This is a genomic window from Photobacterium sp. AWH4_225, assembly GCF_056158405.1.
Map to the genome: position 1 here is coordinate 897,928 of NZ_JBSWTF010000001.1, position 16,947 is coordinate 914,874.

General features: G+C 48.6%; 16 protein-coding genes. 13 read left to right on the top strand and 3 right to left on the bottom strand.

Annotated features, from left to right (window positions below; all coding sequences use genetic code 11):
* Nucleotides 1-213: 213 nt before the first annotated feature.
* The gene (locus ACXAD4_RS04615; protein WP_475239096.1) at nt 214-1,173 is read left to right on the top strand and encodes a porin; all 960 of its coding nucleotides are present in this window, start codon (nt 214-216) and stop codon (nt 1,171-1,173) included.
* Nucleotides 1,174-1,281: 108 nt separating this feature from the next.
* On the top strand, nt 1,282-1,923 hold the full coding sequence (locus ACXAD4_RS04620) for a YccT family protein (RefSeq protein WP_475239098.1): 642 nt from the start codon (nt 1,282-1,284) through the stop codon (nt 1,921-1,923).
* Nucleotides 1,924-1,984: 61 nt separating this feature from the next.
* Here ACXAD4_RS04620 and ACXAD4_RS04625 read toward each other — a convergent pair whose 3' ends face one another.
* Nucleotides 1,985-2,350, bottom strand: a complete 366-nt coding sequence (locus ACXAD4_RS04625; protein WP_475239100.1) for a conjugal transfer protein TraR — start codon at nt 2,348-2,350, stop codon at nt 1,985-1,987.
* Between the two features lie 495 nt (nt 2,351-2,845).
* Between ACXAD4_RS04625 and ACXAD4_RS04630 the strand changes: the two genes are divergently transcribed.
* From ACXAD4_RS04630 to ACXAD4_RS04660, 7 genes are all read left to right on the top strand, one after another.
* Complete coding sequence (locus tag ACXAD4_RS04630; protein WP_475239102.1) at nt 2,846-3,235, top strand: YbaN family protein; 390 nt, start codon at nt 2,846-2,848, stop codon at nt 3,233-3,235.
* A 148-nt stretch (nt 3,236-3,383) separates the two neighbouring features.
* Entirely contained in the window at nt 3,384-3,929 is a 546-nt protein-coding gene (apt, locus tag ACXAD4_RS04635; RefSeq protein WP_475239104.1) for an adenine phosphoribosyltransferase, read from the top strand.
* Between the two features lie 153 nt (nt 3,930-4,082).
* Nucleotides 4,083-6,404 (top strand): DNA polymerase III subunit gamma/tau, encoded by a 2,322-nt coding sequence (dnaX, locus tag ACXAD4_RS04640; protein ID WP_475239106.1) that lies wholly within the window; start codon nt 4,083-4,085, stop codon nt 6,402-6,404.
* 27 nt (nt 6,405-6,431) lie between these two features.
* Nucleotides 6,432-6,761, top strand: coding sequence for a YbaB/EbfC family nucleoid-associated protein (locus tag ACXAD4_RS04645; RefSeq protein ID WP_107300773.1), 330 nt, complete (start codon nt 6,432-6,434; stop codon nt 6,759-6,761).
* 3 nt (nt 6,762-6,764) lie between these two features.
* The gene (gene recR / locus ACXAD4_RS04650) at nt 6,765-7,367 is read left to right on the top strand and encodes a recombination mediator RecR (RefSeq protein WP_107300774.1); all 603 of its coding nucleotides are present in this window, start codon (nt 6,765-6,767) and stop codon (nt 7,365-7,367) included.
* Between the two features lie 366 nt (nt 7,368-7,733).
* Entirely contained in the window at nt 7,734-8,732 is a 999-nt protein-coding gene (locus ACXAD4_RS04655; RefSeq protein ID WP_475239109.1) for a porin, read from the top strand.
* 967 nt (nt 8,733-9,699) lie between these two features.
* A complete protein-coding gene (locus tag ACXAD4_RS04660) occupies nt 9,700-9,855 on the top strand; it encodes a hypothetical protein (protein ID WP_475239112.1) in 156 nt (51 codons plus the stop codon).
* Nucleotides 9,856-9,888: 33 nt separating this feature from the next.
* On the opposite strand, the gene ACXAD4_RS04665 is transcribed toward ACXAD4_RS04660, so the two are convergent.
* Nucleotides 9,889-10,437: a regulatory protein ToxS gene (locus ACXAD4_RS04665; protein ID WP_475239114.1), complete on the bottom strand. Its 549-nt coding sequence runs from the start codon at nt 10,435-10,437 to the stop codon at nt 9,889-9,891.
* The gene (locus ACXAD4_RS04670) at nt 10,428-11,294 is read right to left on the bottom strand and encodes a winged helix-turn-helix domain-containing protein (RefSeq protein ID WP_475239116.1); all 867 of its coding nucleotides are present in this window, start codon (nt 11,292-11,294) and stop codon (nt 10,428-10,430) included. The genes ACXAD4_RS04665 and ACXAD4_RS04670 overlap by 10 nt, the downstream gene beginning before the upstream one ends.
* 225 nt (nt 11,295-11,519) lie before the next feature.
* Here ACXAD4_RS04670 and htpG point away from each other — a divergent pair, with 225 nt between their 5' ends.
* The 4 genes from htpG to ACXAD4_RS04690 all read left to right on the top strand — a co-directional run bounded on the left by htpG (nt 11,520) and on the right by ACXAD4_RS04690 (nt 16,893).
* Entirely contained in the window at nt 11,520-13,418 is a 1,899-nt protein-coding gene (htpG, locus tag ACXAD4_RS04675; protein WP_475239117.1) for a molecular chaperone HtpG, read from the top strand.
* Nucleotides 13,419-13,601: 183 nt separating this feature from the next.
* On the top strand, nt 13,602-14,246 hold the full coding sequence (gene adk / locus ACXAD4_RS04680) for an adenylate kinase (RefSeq protein ID WP_107298486.1): 645 nt from the start codon (nt 13,602-13,604) through the stop codon (nt 14,244-14,246).
* 184 nt (nt 14,247-14,430) lie between these two features.
* Nucleotides 14,431-15,426 (top strand): ferrochelatase, encoded by a 996-nt coding sequence (gene hemH, locus ACXAD4_RS04685; protein WP_475239120.1) that lies wholly within the window; start codon nt 14,431-14,433, stop codon nt 15,424-15,426.
* A gap of 162 nt (nt 15,427-15,588) precedes the next feature.
* Nucleotides 15,589-16,893 (top strand): inosine/guanosine kinase, encoded by a 1,305-nt coding sequence (locus tag ACXAD4_RS04690; RefSeq protein WP_475239122.1) that lies wholly within the window; start codon nt 15,589-15,591, stop codon nt 16,891-16,893.
* Nucleotides 16,894-16,947 lie beyond the last annotated feature (54 nt).

Below are 16,947 nucleotides of genomic sequence, written 5' to 3' on the forward strand. Positions count from 1 at the left end.
TTGAATTTGATGGGTGTTGATGTTTTTTTAGTTTGCGTTTAGAAGATTTGACATGAAGAGGAATCTTCTGTCAGGATGAGTTCCATAAATTTCGACTCTTTAGTTTTCTTGTTGCGTTATATGTTTATAAGGCATGGAAAACTGGGGATAAAAAAAGAAAAGGAATTCTGGAAACAGGAATTCCAGTCTAAATAAGAAAAGGCAGTGGATATCATGAAAAAGACTCTTCTAGCACTATCAGTACTAGCAGCAGGTTCAGCGCAAGCTGGCATCAACCTATACGACGCAAACGGCGTAGTTGTAGACCTTTCTGGTGCAGCTGAAGTTCAGTACATTCAGAAAATTCAAGACAAAGACAACGACAACGATTCAGGTCTTCGTCTTGACGATGGTGACCTACAGCTAAACACTACCATCGCGGTAACTGACCAGCTAAATGCTGTTGCAGGTATCGGTTTTGCGTTCGAATCTCGTGACGTAACTAACGATGAACTATGGGTTGGTCTTGGCGGCGATTTCGGCACGCTAACTTTCGGTCGTCAGCTATACATCATTGATGATGCAGGCATCGGTAAAGACTACGAGCTTGGCTTCGAGCAAATCGACTTCGTTAAAACTGAAGGCGACGAAGCGATCAAGTACGTATTCGACAACGGTCAGTTCTACTTCGGTCTTTCTCACGACCTAGACGCTGAAGGTGATGACTTCCAGGGTAACGACGGTTCTGTAACTGACGCTCGTATCGGTGCTCGTTTTGCAGACTTTGACGTACGTGCATACTACTACACAGCTTCTGACCTAGAATCAGATATTTTTGTTGATGCTGGTGCACCAACTGATGTTGATGGCTTTAACCTAGAAGCAGAATACGTAATGGGTGCATTCGCATTCGCAGCGTCTTACGGTAACCTTGAGTACAAAGACGTAGCTTCTGGCGCGAAAGATGACGTTGATCTAATCGAACTAGCTGGTTCTTACACTATGGGCAAAAACACTTTTGCTCTAGGTTACAACCGTGCTGACAGCGACAGCGATACTATCGACAACGTATACGGTAACATCACTCACCAGCTACACAGCAACGTTAAAGCATACGCTGAGCTAGGTTGGGCTGATTCTGACAACGCTGACCTAGATGTAGGTTACCTAGTAGGTATGGAAGTAGTATTCTAATCGTCTTTTTCGGTTAAAAACTCTCCTAAAAAGCCGCCTCCCCTGGGCGGCTTTTTGTTATCTTAGTGATGACAAAAATATGTGATGACAGTAAGTAAGGGATTAACGATGAAAAATTGGTTAGTGACTCTTGGGCTATTGGCATTGCCGATGGGTTTGCAGGCAGCCACGCTTAGCACCGGCAGCAACATTAAGCTTTTGGTGGTCGATGGTAAAAAGGTTGAATCGTCTTTCTGGTCTGAAACCGACAGCATCGAGCTGACCGAAGGCCGCCACCAGGTAGTGGTGCGCTTCGACGGTGAGCTGAAAGATGGTTCGAAGAGCAAGATGTACACCACACGTCCGTACCTGTTCGAGATGGATGTCCCCCAGCAAGATGCCACTATTGTGTTGCCACGATTGTCGAGCATGAGCCAGGCCAAAGCCTATTTCCAGCGCGGCCCAGAGTGGCAGCTTGAGTTAGCTGATGGTACCACCCAAACTCTTGAGCATGTCGAGCTGCAAGGCAAAGGCTTTGCTGCCTACAGTGATATGGAAGGCTTGGTCGCTGATTATAACCGAGAGCACGGTATTACCTTCGAGGAAGGCTATGCGGTTGATCTTGAGCAGGCAGCGGTAGAAGTGAGTGATAAAGGGGAAGTCAGCATCACTGGTGATGCATTTGTCCAGCTAAAGCTTTGGTACAGCAAGGCCAATGCCGAAGAAAGAGCCGCGTTTGAGCAGTGGGTAAAACAGCAGTCAGCTCAATAAGCCCATTTAGATACGTGAGGCGGCAGAAAACAATAGGCGGGATAACCCGCTTATTGTCATTTTAACTGTCGTGGTGGTAGCGGCTGTGCTCGCGGCAGCTACTGCAACGCGGCTGGGCAGGGTCTTTCTCAAGATCATCTATTGCAATCTCTTCTTCGCAATCAACGCAAAGCCCGTACATACCGAGTTTGACTGAGCATACTGCGGCGTCAACTCGCTCCATCCGGCTTGCCAAATCGAACAGGTTGGGAATAAAGGATGATTTGGCCATCACGATTAATTCGCTGAGCTCTGCGTTTTCAATGGCCGTTGCCGACGGCACCAGGGTATTGAGCAGCATCTCGTGCTTGAGCTCGCGTGACAACATCCCGTGCTCTTGCTCTAGGCGCTGTTGCAGCTGCTCGTAAACTTTATCTGACGTTGTCATAAGCCTTTCATTGTTGTTATTAGTGATTATTTCAGTCTAAGACGATTCCTGAGAACGATTGTGATTTGAATCAAACAATTATGGGGTTGTATGACAATAACCCTAAATTCTCTCGGTTTTTGTCGGAGGGCGATTCCGCTATATTGGCTGCATTAATAAAAGATGGTCAATGAGCCATTAAAGTGTAATCAGTCAATAAAGGAAGTGTACCATGGAGCAGGGATTTCAAGATCCATACAACGTTAAATATTTCTTCGGGTTTATTGCCGTGCTGGCATTGCCGACACTGCCTGCTATTCTGACCTGGGTGGGCATGCTTTCGTCATAAGGCATTTGCCGGTAACAGTCTTGATAAATTTGGCCCATCAGCTCTAGCCTGAAACAAATACCAACAATTCATCAGCAAGATATGAGTTGTTGGTATTTTTGTTTGCGCTGGTATTAGGTATAAACTCGTATTAAGGCTAAAGCAGTTAGAACGAATGGTTTTGCAGTATGGTTAGAAAAACACTTCTGTTGTTATGTGGTTGGATTTGTGTGGCCTTGGGTTTACTTGGCGCCTTTTTGCCACTGTTACCGACAACCCCTTTTTTACTGCTCGCCAGTGCCTGCTTTATGCGTGGTTCACCAAGGCTGAATCATTGGTTGCTTAACCATCCTAAGTTTGGTCCTATCCTGCATAATTGGCACAACCATAGGGCCGTTTCAAAACATGTCAAACGGCGGGCAAATATTATGATTGTGGCCAGTTTTGCCTTATCTATATACCTTGTCCCTTTGCTTTGGCACAAAGCGATGTTGGTGACTATGCTGGTGGTTTTGCTGGTTTGGTTTAACCGTCTACCCGAGCGGGATAATCCTGCGCCGCAGGGTGAGTCTCTCTAACTACGCCTTCTATTGATGCTAGCTGGATCATCCTATCGATGATGAGCACGTCACAATCCTTGCCCCGCTAGGGGAAAAAAACTACTATTTGAACCAGTTTTTCGGTGGCCTGTTTTCATGCCGCCGTATTGTTTAATGGAAAAAGATTATGACTCAAGAAAAGCTCGCGTTGATCAAAAATAGCATCAAGTCCATTCCTGATTATCCAAAGCCAGGGATCCTGTTCCGCGATGTGACCAGCCTGATGGAAGATCCAGAGGCATACCGCGCGACAATGCAGATCCTGATCGATCGCTACAAGGATAAAGGGATCACCAAAGTGATCGGCACTGAAGCTCGCGGTTTTTTGTTCGGCGCACCACTTGCGCTTGAGTTGGGTGTGGGTTTTGTGCCGGTTCGCAAGCCGGGTAAACTGCCTCGTGAAGTGATCGGCGAAAGCTATGAGCTTGAATACGGCCAGGATACGCTGGAAATCCACGTTGATGCGATCACAGAAGGCGACAAGGTATTGCTGGTTGATGATCTGCTGGCAACAGGCGGTACCATTGAAGCGACGACTAAGCTCGTACGCCGCTTGGGTGGTATTGTTGAAGATGCTGCTTTTGTTATCAATCTACCGGATATCGGTGGTGAAGAGCGCCTGAAAGGCATTGGCCTGAATGTGTTCAGCATCTGTGACTTTGACGGTCACTAATTCTCTTTAGTTGATTTGGCCATGTTGTGTTCCTCTGAGTCATACTTTCTCAGGGGAACTTGGCTAATCATTGGGCGCTCGAAGAAGCGTCCTCTCGCCCCAAAATCCTCCCTGTGCTAGCATTGAGTTCTTGATTCTGTAAGGTTAGTTAACATGAGTTATCAGGTTCTGGCTCGTAAATGGCGCCCGCACCAGTTTGATGATGTGGTCGGTCAGTCCCATGTCTTGACGGCACTGGCCAATGCGCTTGCCCATAACCGTCTTCACCATGCGTATTTGTTCAGTGGAACGCGTGGGGTCGGTAAAACCACGATCGCCCGTATTTTCGCCAAAGGCTTGAACTGTGAGCAGGGCGTAACGGCTTCGCCATGTGGTCAGTGTGAAACCTGTCGTGAAATCGATGAAGGCCGCTTTGTCGACTTGCTTGAAATCGATGCGGCATCACGCACCAAGGTTGAAGATACCCGAGAGTTACTGGATAACGTCCAGTACAAACCTGCGCGTGGACGCTACAAGGTTTACCTGATTGACGAAGTGCATATGCTCTCGCGTCATAGTTTTAACGCCTTATTGAAAACCCTTGAAGAGCCGCCAGAATACGTGAAGTTTATTTTGGCGACCACTGATCCGCAGAAGCTGCCGGTAACCATTCTTTCCCGTTGTTTGCAGTTCCACCTCAAGCATTTGGACAATAGCCAGATCCAGCAGCAGTTGGAAAAGGTACTGGGCGAAGAAGATATTGAGTTTGATCCTCGGGCACTTAGCCTGTTGGCTCGTGCTGCCGAAGGCAGTATGCGAGATGCGCTTAGCTTGACGGATCAGGCTATCGCCTTGGGTAATGGCCAGGTGCAGGCCGATGCGGTATCGGAAATGCTGGGTACACTGAATACCGAGCAGGCCCTTTATTTATTAGAGGCCGTGGCGGGTGGCGAAGCCCAACCTGCGATGGCTTGCCTTGAAGAGTTGGCCTCAGTCGGTGTCGAGTGGGACAGCTTGCTCCGTGAAATGGCTACTCAGCTTCACCGCGTTGCTATGCATCAGGCATTGCCTGCCTCACTTGATGATAGCGCGCCGGATGCTGCGCGAATTGCTGCGCTGAGCCAGAAGGTCTCGCCGCAGGAAGTGCAATTGTGTTATCAGATTGCGCTGCAGGGGCGTCAGGATTTGGCTTTTGCTCCCGATGGTCGCACTGGCCTGGAGATGGTATTACTGCGCATGCTGGCATTTAGGCCGGTATCGGTCAATGCTGTTACTCCGCAGCCGATAGCTATTCCTGCTACACAACCTGCAGCACCTGCACAGCCGAATCCAGCTCAGGGACAAGGTATCCAGCGTGTACAGGCGCTTAAGGCACAGATGAATGGTGGGCAGGCTGCCAACATGCAGCCGCAGCAACAGTCACACCCGCAGCAGGCACCGCAGCAACAGCATGCCAATGTGCCAGCTATGCCGCCTTCATCAATGCCACCCCAGGGACAGCCTTATCAAGGCCAACCACCGGCCGGGTATGAACAACCAATGTCTGAACCAGTAAACTATGCTGCGGATCAGGCACATCAGGTTCAGACGCATCAAGCCCCTCAAGCTTCTGAGGGTTATGGCGCAGCACCTGCTCCAAACCAACAGCCTGGTTATCAGGCTCAGCCAGCACCACAGGCTGCGCCACAAGGTCAGACTCCAGTACCAAATCAAGGTCAGTCGGTGTCTGGCTCGGCAGCTTCGGGCTTGCTGGCGGCAAGAAACCAGCTGCGCAGCAAAGCCAAACGAGATGGTAATGCGCCGGACAGCGGAAAAAAGGGTGAGCCGGTACGGGCTAAAAAGGTTGCAACCACCAGCGTACTTGATCGGATTGCCAGCAAGCAAAACGGTCAGGTAAAGTCAGCTGGAAATGCGATGCCGGTACCGGGTGCACCGACAACAGCGACAGTGCAGGCTGATGCACTAGGACATGCTAGTGAATCAGCAGAATATCAATGGCGTCCGACAATGCTCCCCGAGCCGTCTGAAGAGACCCAGCAAGTTGTTGCACCTAAGCTTTTGAAACAAGCGTTAGAGCATGAAAAAACACCGGAAATGGTGAAATTGCTTGTCAAGGAAGCTGCAAATCAGGATAGTTGGTCGGACTGGGTGACCAAGCTCAATGTTGGACGTATGGTCCAGCAGCTGGCACTTAATTCAGCGTTTGAAAGAGAAGCTAATCAGGTGAAATTAAGTCTTCGCCCTTCTCAACAGCACCTGAATACGCCCAAGGCACGCGAGCAACTAACGGTAGCGATGAGCGAACTGTTTGCCGAAAATGTGTCGGTAGAAGTTGAATTGAGTGATAAAGGCCGCTCACCGCTTGAATGGCGAGAGGCGATTTATCAGCAGAAACTGGATCAGGCCAAGCAGAGTTTGTTGTCTGATCCGAACGTGAATTTCATTTGTCAGCGGTTTTCTGCTGTACTTGATGAAGATAGCGTAAGACCCTTATAGATTAACCAGACCACAGAGAGAGATGATATGTTTGGTAAAGGCGGTATGGCTAACATGATGAAGCAGGCGCAGCAGATGCAAGAGCGCATGCAGCAAATGCAGGAAGAGATCGCAAATATGGAAGTGACCGGCGAGTCTGGTGCTGGCCTGGTAAAAGTGACTCTAACTGGTAGCCACAGTGTACGTCGTGTAGAGCTTGACGAAAGCTTGATGGAAGACGACAAAGACATGCTTGAAGATCTGATTGCGGCAGCGTTCAACGACGCAGCTCGTCGTATCGAAGAAGCGCAGAAAGAAAAAATGGCAGGCGTAACTGGCGGTATGAACCTACCTGCCGGCTTCAAGATGCCATTCTAATTAATGCGTACCAGTCACTTACTGGAACAACTGATGGAGGCCTTACGGTGCCTGCCTGGGGTCGGTCCCAAGTCAGCGCAGCGTATGGCCTTCAGTTTGTTACAGAGAAATCGACAGGGGGGCCTGCAGTTGGCTGATGCCCTGAGTAAGGCGATGACCGAGATCGGTCACTGCCGCGATTGCCGTACTTTTACCGAGGAAGAAGTATGCGCAATTTGCTCTAACCCACGTCGTCAGGAAAGCGGTGAGATTTGTGTGGTGGAAACACCGGCAGATATTGTCGCCGTAGAAGCTACCGGGCAGTTTTCAGGCCGTTACTTCGTGCTGATGGGGCATCTATCGCCACTCGATGGGATCGGACCTTCTGATATTGGTCTGGATACCTTGGAGTTTCGTTTGCAGAACGAGCAGATCAGCGAGCTAATCCTGGCTACCAACCCAACCGTAGAAGGGGAGGCGACGGCTCATTACATTGCCGAGCTTTGCAGCGAGTACTCGATCCCAGCTTCGCGGATTGCCCATGGGGTGCCAGTCGGTGGCGAACTAGAGCTTGTCGACGGCACAACCTTGTCCCATTCCCTTGCGGGAAGGCAAAAGCTTTACTGATAGATATAAAACTGGTTTTATATAAACTTATTTCATCAAAATACCAACAGCTGCTGTTGGTATTTTTTTGTCATTTTTTCACTTTCTTGTCTTATCAACGACTTAAAAAGCCAAATTTAGCTGTTTTAGAGCATCAAAGAAAAATTTAGTTTTTAGCAAAAGTTGTTTTCTAAGAATTTCTATCAAAATATTGTTTAATAGAATTTCAGTTCCTAACTGATTGTTTTCATGTATTAAATATTGTCGTTACTTGCTGAGAAGTGATTGTTGATGGTTGTAAATGAACAGTCACGATTGGCGTATCACATAAAAAATTAATACCAAGTTTTCGACTGTTTTAAGGTCAGGGAACGATTAGGAGTGAACATGAAAAAGACAGTAGTTGCAGCCGTAATTGGCTCGGTAGTGGCTAGCGCGTCAGCAATGGCGGCAGAGGTTTATAAGTCAGATGATCTATCTGTAAGCGTGTACGGTAACCTTCGTGCTCGTTACGAGACCACAGATAATGCTCTGATGGGCGCAGACAGTACTTTCACCGGTGAAGGCACTGAGCTTGGTCTAAGCATTAACTACTTTTTGGATAACAACATGTACATCAATGGTGATGTACTCTCCGAATTCAACATCATTCCAGAAAGCGGTGATGGTACAGATGACGACGAATTCTTGAAGTTCGGCTCGGTAGCTATCGGTGGTGACTTTGGTGAGTTCCGTATGGGTCGTATGTCAGCGGTACAAGATACATTGGCTGGCCAGTACGATATCACCTGGGAATACGGCGGTACGGCGAACATCAAATCAGACGATACAGCCACTGATCGTTTGACCAACGGTATCCAATACAAGATTGATATCAACGACTTCACTGTAATGGCACAGTACCACACGGGTACAGAAAGCGATGGCGTAGATATCGATCAGGCATTTGCTGTGGGTGCAGCATGGAACTCCGATTTTGGTCTTGGTCTATCAGGTACTTTCACTCAGTCTGAACGTACTCAAAAAATAAATGGCGAAGACAAAGATACGTCTTGGACATTGAACGCAACTTACGAGTGGCAGGCCCTATCTCTAGCGGCAATGTACTCTGACTATGATCTACTAGGTGATGAGCGTACTGGTATCGGTGCAATGGCTCGTTACGACTTCCCAATGGGCTTCGGTGTGTACGGTGTATACGACTACGTAGATTACGACACGCTAAATAACAAGCTTGATCAGTACACCATCGGTGCGGACTACTGGCTAACTAGCCAAGTGGTTTCTTACATGGAATACGCTGATATGAGTTTTGACAAGCAAGATTCACAAAACGAGCTACAAGACGACAACGCATTCACTATCGGTATGCGTCTGTACTTCTAATTTTAGATAATTGCTAGACTGTTCATTGTGTTTGGGGGAAGCTTGGCTTCCCCCCTTTTTTATGCCCGAGGCGTCGAGTTCCTAGGAAGAGCGGATCCGAGGTCCTAGGTAGATCAAAAGCAAAGAAAGAATTGGACGTTCAATCGCATTTTAATATCCTGCAGCACCCAACCCAACCCAACCCAACCCAACCCAGGATCTAGGATCTAGTATCCAGAGCCCCCTTGCGTCTCAGTACTAATATTCTATCTACCTTGTGAGAGATCTCTTACAAGCGCGTGGGATATCGAGGTGATAAGCATAGGGTTTATTCGCTGTGTTTTATATTAAGGTGCTGTTTTTATAGTATTTTTTTGGTGTATTGGGTATTTTTCAACTGTACTGCATATGAGATGTTATTCCTGAACGGCTACTTAATTCGGCTGATCGGCGTATATTTATAAGTGTCGGAAGGAGCTGACGGAACGGAACAGGAAATACCCAAGGATTAGGGAAGTCTCAGGATGAGGCCGGTGTACTAGGATGGTATATCGAACAAGGACTGTGAAGGGATAGCCGCGGAACGGCAGAAGGTAAGCAGGATGTTTACCAGTCAGGATGACACAAGGACCACTTCAGGACGAAGTAAGGGACCCCTCCAGGAAGGATGTTGAGAGTCAGTACAGGATATGCTGACGGGTCAGGATGGCCAAGGGACAACTTCAGGATGAAGAATAAAAGGAATCTGCTGACGGATTACAGCAATTCAACGGAATGATGCAGGGAGCACCATAGTAGCGGGACTGCTGCAAGTAAGACCTAAGGGCGCAACGAAAGTTGCGCCCGTTCTTTTTTGCGTCAGCAAAAACACTCCCGATAGCCCCATTTAAGCGCTTTATCTTTATCACTTGTCTTATTGTCTTTCGCACTGGCTCTGGGAAGAACGGGTCCTCGTTCCTGGGCAGAGCAAGAGCAAAGAAAGAACTTGATGTTCTCTAGTCTTTTCAACATTCTGCAGCACCACAGCACCACAGCACCACAGCACCACAGCACCACAGCACCACAGCACCACAGCACCACAGCACCACAGCACCACAGCACCACAGCACCTCTCTCCCCCAAAAACAAAACCGCCCATCTCTGAGCGGTTTGATAATTTTAAGCTGCGAATGTTAGCTTACAGCGAGTAGAGGATATGCGAGCCGTAAGATAAGCTGGTGAGCAGAATTGTTTTCTCGTCGATGATATCCATGCGGCGGCTCTGCTGGGCATCCATACGGTAGATCTGGTTGATGATCTTCAGGTGCTCAGGCTTGAAGTCCTCATTGGTACCTGAGGTGATATCTTTAAACTCTTTCGGCTCAGTGAGTAGGTACTTACCGCTGACATCCCAGTTGCCAGACTCCGAAATATGAATCGTTAGCGGCTGCTCATTGGCGCTGAACAATCTCATCAGGGTGATACGCGAATACGTCTTGTTCGGCAGGTAAACAACATGACTAGTCTGCTCGACACGACGCAGCATGCCAAGTTGTTCCAGCTCTGTTTCCTCAATGCGGCTGACGGTTTTTGATTGCCACTCACGGGAGATCAGCAACTGCTCTTGCTTGTAGTCGCTGGAGAAATATAGCCAAGCACTGAACACGACCGACAGGCCAAGCACGATAAACGCCCAGTATTTAACAATGAAATGTTTGATTGACTGCTTGTGGGTATTTACTGACATATCGCGATATTGTCCTTGTGGCTAGTCAACAAACGAAGGGTAACATTCTCGGCTGGGTTATCGTGTGAGTGGACGTAGTTGACCCAAAGCTGGGCGTTTTGACCACCAGATACGATGATTTCCATTGGACGCTTCTTATCCGAGTGATAATCCAGATAGCTTTCAACACACTGGGTGATCATGCTTTCCCATTGAGCAAGAGATGGGTGGTTGGTTGGAGTCAATACCGGTACATCATTAACGACGGTGAATTGATCGAAAGCTGCCGATTTGGGTGGCATGCTCAAATTAACAATCACAGGCAGTAACAGCGCAATCAGCACCAGTACCCCGGAAATGGCTGCCATTGGTAGCGGGCGTTTTTGGGGCTGAGAATGGGGGACGGCAGTGTAAGTTTTGGCTGGTGCTGCTTGCTGGCTGTGCTCGAACAGCTCGCGCTCTACCTCTGATGGTTCATCTAATTTCTCTGCAAGCGTTTCTGCTTGCTCAGCACTGGCCGTTGAGGCTATTTCTGATAAAGATTCTACCATTGCGATCATCTGGTAACCGCGTTTGGGTACGGTTTTGATGAATTCGGGCGATTTGGTGGAATCTTTAAGTGCTTTACGCAGGGTGGAGATAGCCTGGGTCAGGCTCGAATCATCGACCTCAAAACCTTGCTCACGCCATACATAATCATGCAAGCGGGTGCGGGTAATGATTGCGCCTGGGTCTTCAATGAGCAGGCTTAGCGCTCGACTTTCGTTGCTACCTAGTCGGGTAAGCTCATCATTTTCGTGTTGGTCAATTAAGCTGTTGTCGTATGGGTCAAACAAAAAACGTTGACCAATTAGGAATTTACTTTCTAATTTATTCATTTTTAGCACCAAGGGTACACTATGTGCGCATATAATACGCAACAACCCTGAATCTCTTCTGAATATAAAAATTATAAAAAATGGCTCTGAAAAAACATCAAACGTGTATTTTAGGTTGAAATCGCTACGTTTGACCACATGTATATAGGGAAATGTAAAGGGTAGCTGCAAGAGGCGGCTGTTTTAGATCCCCGAATGTTTATTGATACAAGTTTCGGAGTTGAAATGAGCGAACAAACTATCCACAAGAATAAGGAAACCCGTGGTTTTCAGTCTGAGGTGAAACAACTGCTGCAACTGATGATCCATTCTTTGTATTCCAACAAAGAGATCTTCTTGCGCGAGTTGATTTCTAATGCGTCCGATGCCGCCGACAAGTTGCGCTTCCGTGCATTGTCTCAGCCAGACTTGTATGAAAATGATGCCGAGCTCGGTGTGAAGCTGTCTTTCAACGAGCAGGCTGGCACGTTGACCATCAGCGACAACGGTATTGGTATGACCCGTGATGATGTGATTGAGCATCTGGGTACCATTGCCAAGTCAGGCACCAAAGACTTCTTTGCCAAGCTAAGCGAAGATGAATCTAAAGATTCACAATTGATCGGCCAATTTGGTGTTGGTTTCTATTCAGCCTTTATCGTGGCGGACTCTGTGACTGTTAATACCCGTGCCGCGGGTGTTGCGGCAGATCAAGCCGTTTCATGGCAGTCAGGTGGCGAAGGCGATTACACGGTAGAAGATATCGAGAAAGAAAGCCGTGGTACTGACATCGTTCTTCACCTGCGTGAAGAAGAGAAAGAGTTCCTGAGCGAGCACCGCCTGCGTGACATTATCGGGAAATACTCTGACCATATTGGTATCCCAGTTCACATCCAAACTGTGGAGCGTGACGAGGAAGGCAAAGAGACCGGCCGTAAGTGGGAACAAATTAACAAGGCGCAAGCGCTATGGACTCGCAACAAGTCGGATATTTCAGAAGAAGAATACAAAGAATTCTATAAGCATGTATCCCATGACTTTGCTGAGCCGCTGACTTGGAGCCACAACCGTGTTGAAGGTAAGCAGGACTACACTAGCTTGCTCTACATCCCGTCTAAGGCGCCATGGGATATGCACAACCGTGATAGCAAGCATGGCCTGAAACTTTACGTTCAGCGCGTCTTTATTATGGACGATGCCGAACAGTTCATGCCGTCTTACCTGCGCTTTATGCGTGGCCTGATTGATTCCAACGATCTGCCACTGAACGTATCGCGTGAAATTCTACAGGACAATAAAGTTACCCAGTCGCTGCGCAAAGCCTGCACCAAGCGTGCACTTACAATGATGGATCGCTTGGCAAACAACGATACTGAGAAATACCAGACATTGTGGAACGAGTTCGGTCAGGTACTAAAAGAAGGTCCGGTTGAAGACTTTGCAAATCGTGAGAAAATCGCCAAGTTGCTGCGTTTCAGCTCGACTCATGCCGAGACGGTTGAGCAGACAGTATCGCTAACTGATTACATCGAGCGCATGAAAGAAGGCCAGGATAAGATCTACTTCCTGACTGCCGACAGCTTCAGCGCGGCGAAGAACAGCCCACACCTAGAGCAATTCCGTGCCAAGGGGCTAGAAGTGCTGCTAATGCACGATCGTATCGATGAGTGGTTGATGGGTCACCTGCCAGAGTTTGACGGCAAGCAATTCCAAGCGATCACCAAGGCGGATCTTGATCTTTCTGCGTTTGAGCAAGAAGAAGAGAAAGAGAAGCGCAAGGAAACAGAAGAAGCCTTCCAGTCTGTGGTTGAGCGCACCAAAACCTACCTAGGCGAGCGTGTGAAAGATGTACGGACCACGTTCAAGCTTAAAGACACGCCTGCAGTGGTAGTGACTGACGAGAATGAAATGGGCACCCAGATGGCGAAGTTGCTGGCAGCTGCTGGCCATGACGCACCTGAAGTGCAGTACATTTTCGAGCTGAACCCAGAGCACCCACTGGTCAGCAAGATGGCCGATGAAGCGGACGAAGAAACCTTTGGCCGCTGGGTGGAAATGCTGCTGGGCCAAGCAATGCTGGCCGAAAAGGGAAGCATGGACGATCCGTCCCAGTTTCTTGCGGCCGTCAACAAACTGTTGGCATAACGGTTAACCAGGCTGAACCGGAGCAGGCTAGGACTAAGGTCTAATCGCCTGCTACCGGTGTCAAATTGTATTCTGATACAGCATGTAATCGCTGCCCTGTCGGGGACTGGGCTTGCGACTACGGCGTAATCAGTGTATTTTTCACTTCTTTGAAAACTCCATTCAAATCTAAAGGGGAACAAGATGCGCATCATTCTTCTGGGCGCTCCAGGTGCAGGTAAAGGTACTCAGGCACAATTCATCATGGAGAAATTTGGTATTCCACAAATCTCTACTGGTGACATGCTACGTGCAGCAATCAAGGCAGGTACTGAGCTAGGTAAACAAGCGAAATCCGTCATTGATGCTGGCCAGCTTGTGTCAGACGACATCATCCTTGGTCTGGTTAAAGAGCGTATTGCTGAAGACGACTGTGCAAAAGGCTTCCTGCTTGACGGCTTCCCACGTACGATCCCTCAGGCTGACGGTCTGAAAGAAATCGGCGTAGACGTTGACTACGTGATCGAGTTCGACGTAGCTGACGATGTTATCGTTGAGCGTATGGCTGGCCGTCGTGCCCACCTAGCTTCTGGCCGTACTTACCACACAGTTTACAACCCGCCTAAGGTTGAAGGTAAAGACGACGTGACTGGTGAAGATCTTGTTGTTCGTGATGACGACAAAGAAGAAACAGTACGTGCTCGCCTAGGTGTATACCACGAGCAGACTGCACCTTTGATTGCTTACTACAACAAAGAAGCTGACGCGGGCAACACTAAGTACCTGAAGTTCGACGGTACTCAGCCTGTAGCCGCTGTAAGTGCAGAGCTGGAAAAAGCACTGGCTTAATTGCAAGCTGCTAAGCAAGTTCAGAAACGGGTTGGTCATAGGGCCAGCCCGTTTTTTTATGCGGCAGAAAAATGATCCAAATAATGCCATATAAGGTATAACCGACTGAAAAGAAAACTGATACAGTTATACCAACCTATTATTGAGTTGATTGATCAATACCACCGTAAGCGTGAAGGATGATATGAGCGAGCAAAGCACGAATAACAATAATCAAACCCGCCCATATGGGGTGCTGCTGGTTAACCTGGGGACGCCTGATGAAGCCACGCCGGCAGGGGTGAAGCGTTTCCTGTCTGAATTCCTCCATGATCACCGGGTGGTCGATATGAACCGCTGGTTGTGGTGCCCGATTCTGCACGGTGTCATTTTACCAGTCCGCTCGCCGAAGGTGGCGAAGTTGTACCAATCGGTGTGGATGGATGACGGCTCGCCATTGATGGTGTATTCGAAGCGCCAGCAGCAGGCGTTGTCTGAAAAGTTGGGTGTGCCGGTTGAGCTGGGGATGACCTACGGTAGCCCAAGTATGCTCGATGGCCTTGATGCACTGAAGCAGCAAGGCTGCGAGCGTGTATTGGTATTACCTTTGTACCCACAGTATTCACGCACCACGACGGCTGCGGTATTCGACAAGGTAGCAAAAGTGCTAAAGGCGAGGGCCGATATTCCTGAGTTACGTTTTGTGAATCACTATTATGATCACCCTGGCTATATTTCAGCGCTGGCCGAGTCGGTGAATGATTTTTGGCAGCAAAATGGCAAGGCCGATTATTTGCTTTGCTCCTACCACGGTATTCCGAAACGTTATGCTGACAATGGCGATCCGTATCCTGACCACTGCAACGGCACCACGGCTTTGCTGGCTGAACAACTTGATATGCCGCGCGAGAAAATGAGCATGAGCTATCAGTCTATTTTCGGTCGGGAGGAGTGGCTCAAGCCATATACTGAAGGTACTATTCGTGAGTTGGCCCAGAAAGGGGTTAAGCGTCTGGATGTTATTTGCCCAGCATTTTCGGTGGATTGCCTAGAGACCTTGGAAGAAATCGCCGAAGGCTGTAAAGAGGTTTTCCTTGAAGCGGGGGGCGAGAGTTTCAACCTGATCCCTTGCTTGAACGATAACCCTGCCCATATCGATTTGATGGCTTCGCTGGTACAGCAGCATAGCCAAGGGTGGTAGGTTTAGCCCTTTGGCGGTAGGGTGTCGACAATGATGAACACCCTGTATGGGAATCTTGCCTAGCTGGCGATGGAGCTCTCACATTCTGTGAGAGCTTTTTCTTTTTTGTTCTATATTCTGTGATAGAATTCGCAAAAATTTCTCAACAGACAGCTCATTGACATGAAATTTCCAGGCCAACGCAAATCTAAGCATTATTTTCCGGTCCATGCTCGTGATCCCCTTCTTAGCCAAGCTAAGCAAGACAAGCGACTAACGCGCACGCATATTGTCGGTATTGATCAGACTCTGGTTGATATTGAAGCATGTGTCGAAGATGAATTCCTGGAACGCTATGAGCTAAGTAAAGGCCACTCACTGGTTATCTCCGATGAGAAAGCAGAAGCCCTTTACCGTGAGCTAAAAGACAAAGAACTGATCAGCCACGAGTTCGCTGGTGGTACTATCGGTAACACCCTTCATAACTACTCTGTGCTAGCTGATGATAAATCAGTGCTGCTGGGTGTGATGAGCAAAGATATCGAAATCGGCAGCTATGCTTACCGCTATCTTTGCAACACCTCTAGCCGCATGGACATGAACCACCTACAACCGGTAAATGGTCCAATCGGCCGCTGTTTTGCCCTGATCTCCAAAGAGGGTGAGCGTACTTTCGCCATCAACGAAGGTCGTATGAACCAGCTTGAGCCAAGCAGTATTCCTGAAGATGTGTTCAAGCGCGCCTCTGCCCTGGTACTGACCGCTTACCTGGTACGTTGTAAAGACGGCGACCCAATGCCTGAAGCAACCATGCAGGCAATTGAATACGCGAAAAAGCATGATGTGCCTGTGGTACTGACACTGGGCACCAAGTTTGTGATCGAAGACGATCCGCAGTGGTGGCGTGACTTCCTGCGCGATCACGTAACCGTGGTTGCGATGAACGAAGATGAAGCAGAAGCGCTGACCGGCGAGTCTGATCCATTGATCGCTTCTGAGAAAACCCTTGAGTGGGTTGATTTGGTACTGTGCACTGCAGGCCCTGTCGGTCTTTACACGGCTGGCTACACGGAAGATGAAGCCAAGCGTGAAACCAGCCTACCGCTTCTACCGGGTGAAATTCCTGAATTCAACCGCTACGAGTTCAGCCGCCCGATGCTGAAGAGCGAGTGTCAAAACCCAATCAAAGTATACTCGCACATCGCCCCTTACATGGGTGGCCCTGAGCGTATCAAGAACACCAATGGTGCCGGTGATGGTGCACTATCTGCGTTGTTGCACGATATGTCGGCTAACCGCTACCACAAAGAGAACGTGCCGAAATCAAGCAAGCACCAGTTTGACTTCCTGACTTACTCGTCGTTCTCTCAGATCTGTCTGTACTCGAACCGTGTGAGTTACGAAGTGCTGGCCCAGCACTCACCACGTTTGTCTCGCGGCCTGCCTGAGCGTGAAGATAGCTTGGAAGAAGCATACTGGGAGCGTTAATTCGCCGTTGTTTGTATATCAAGCTTTGGTAGAAAGTCATAAAAAAACCGCCGA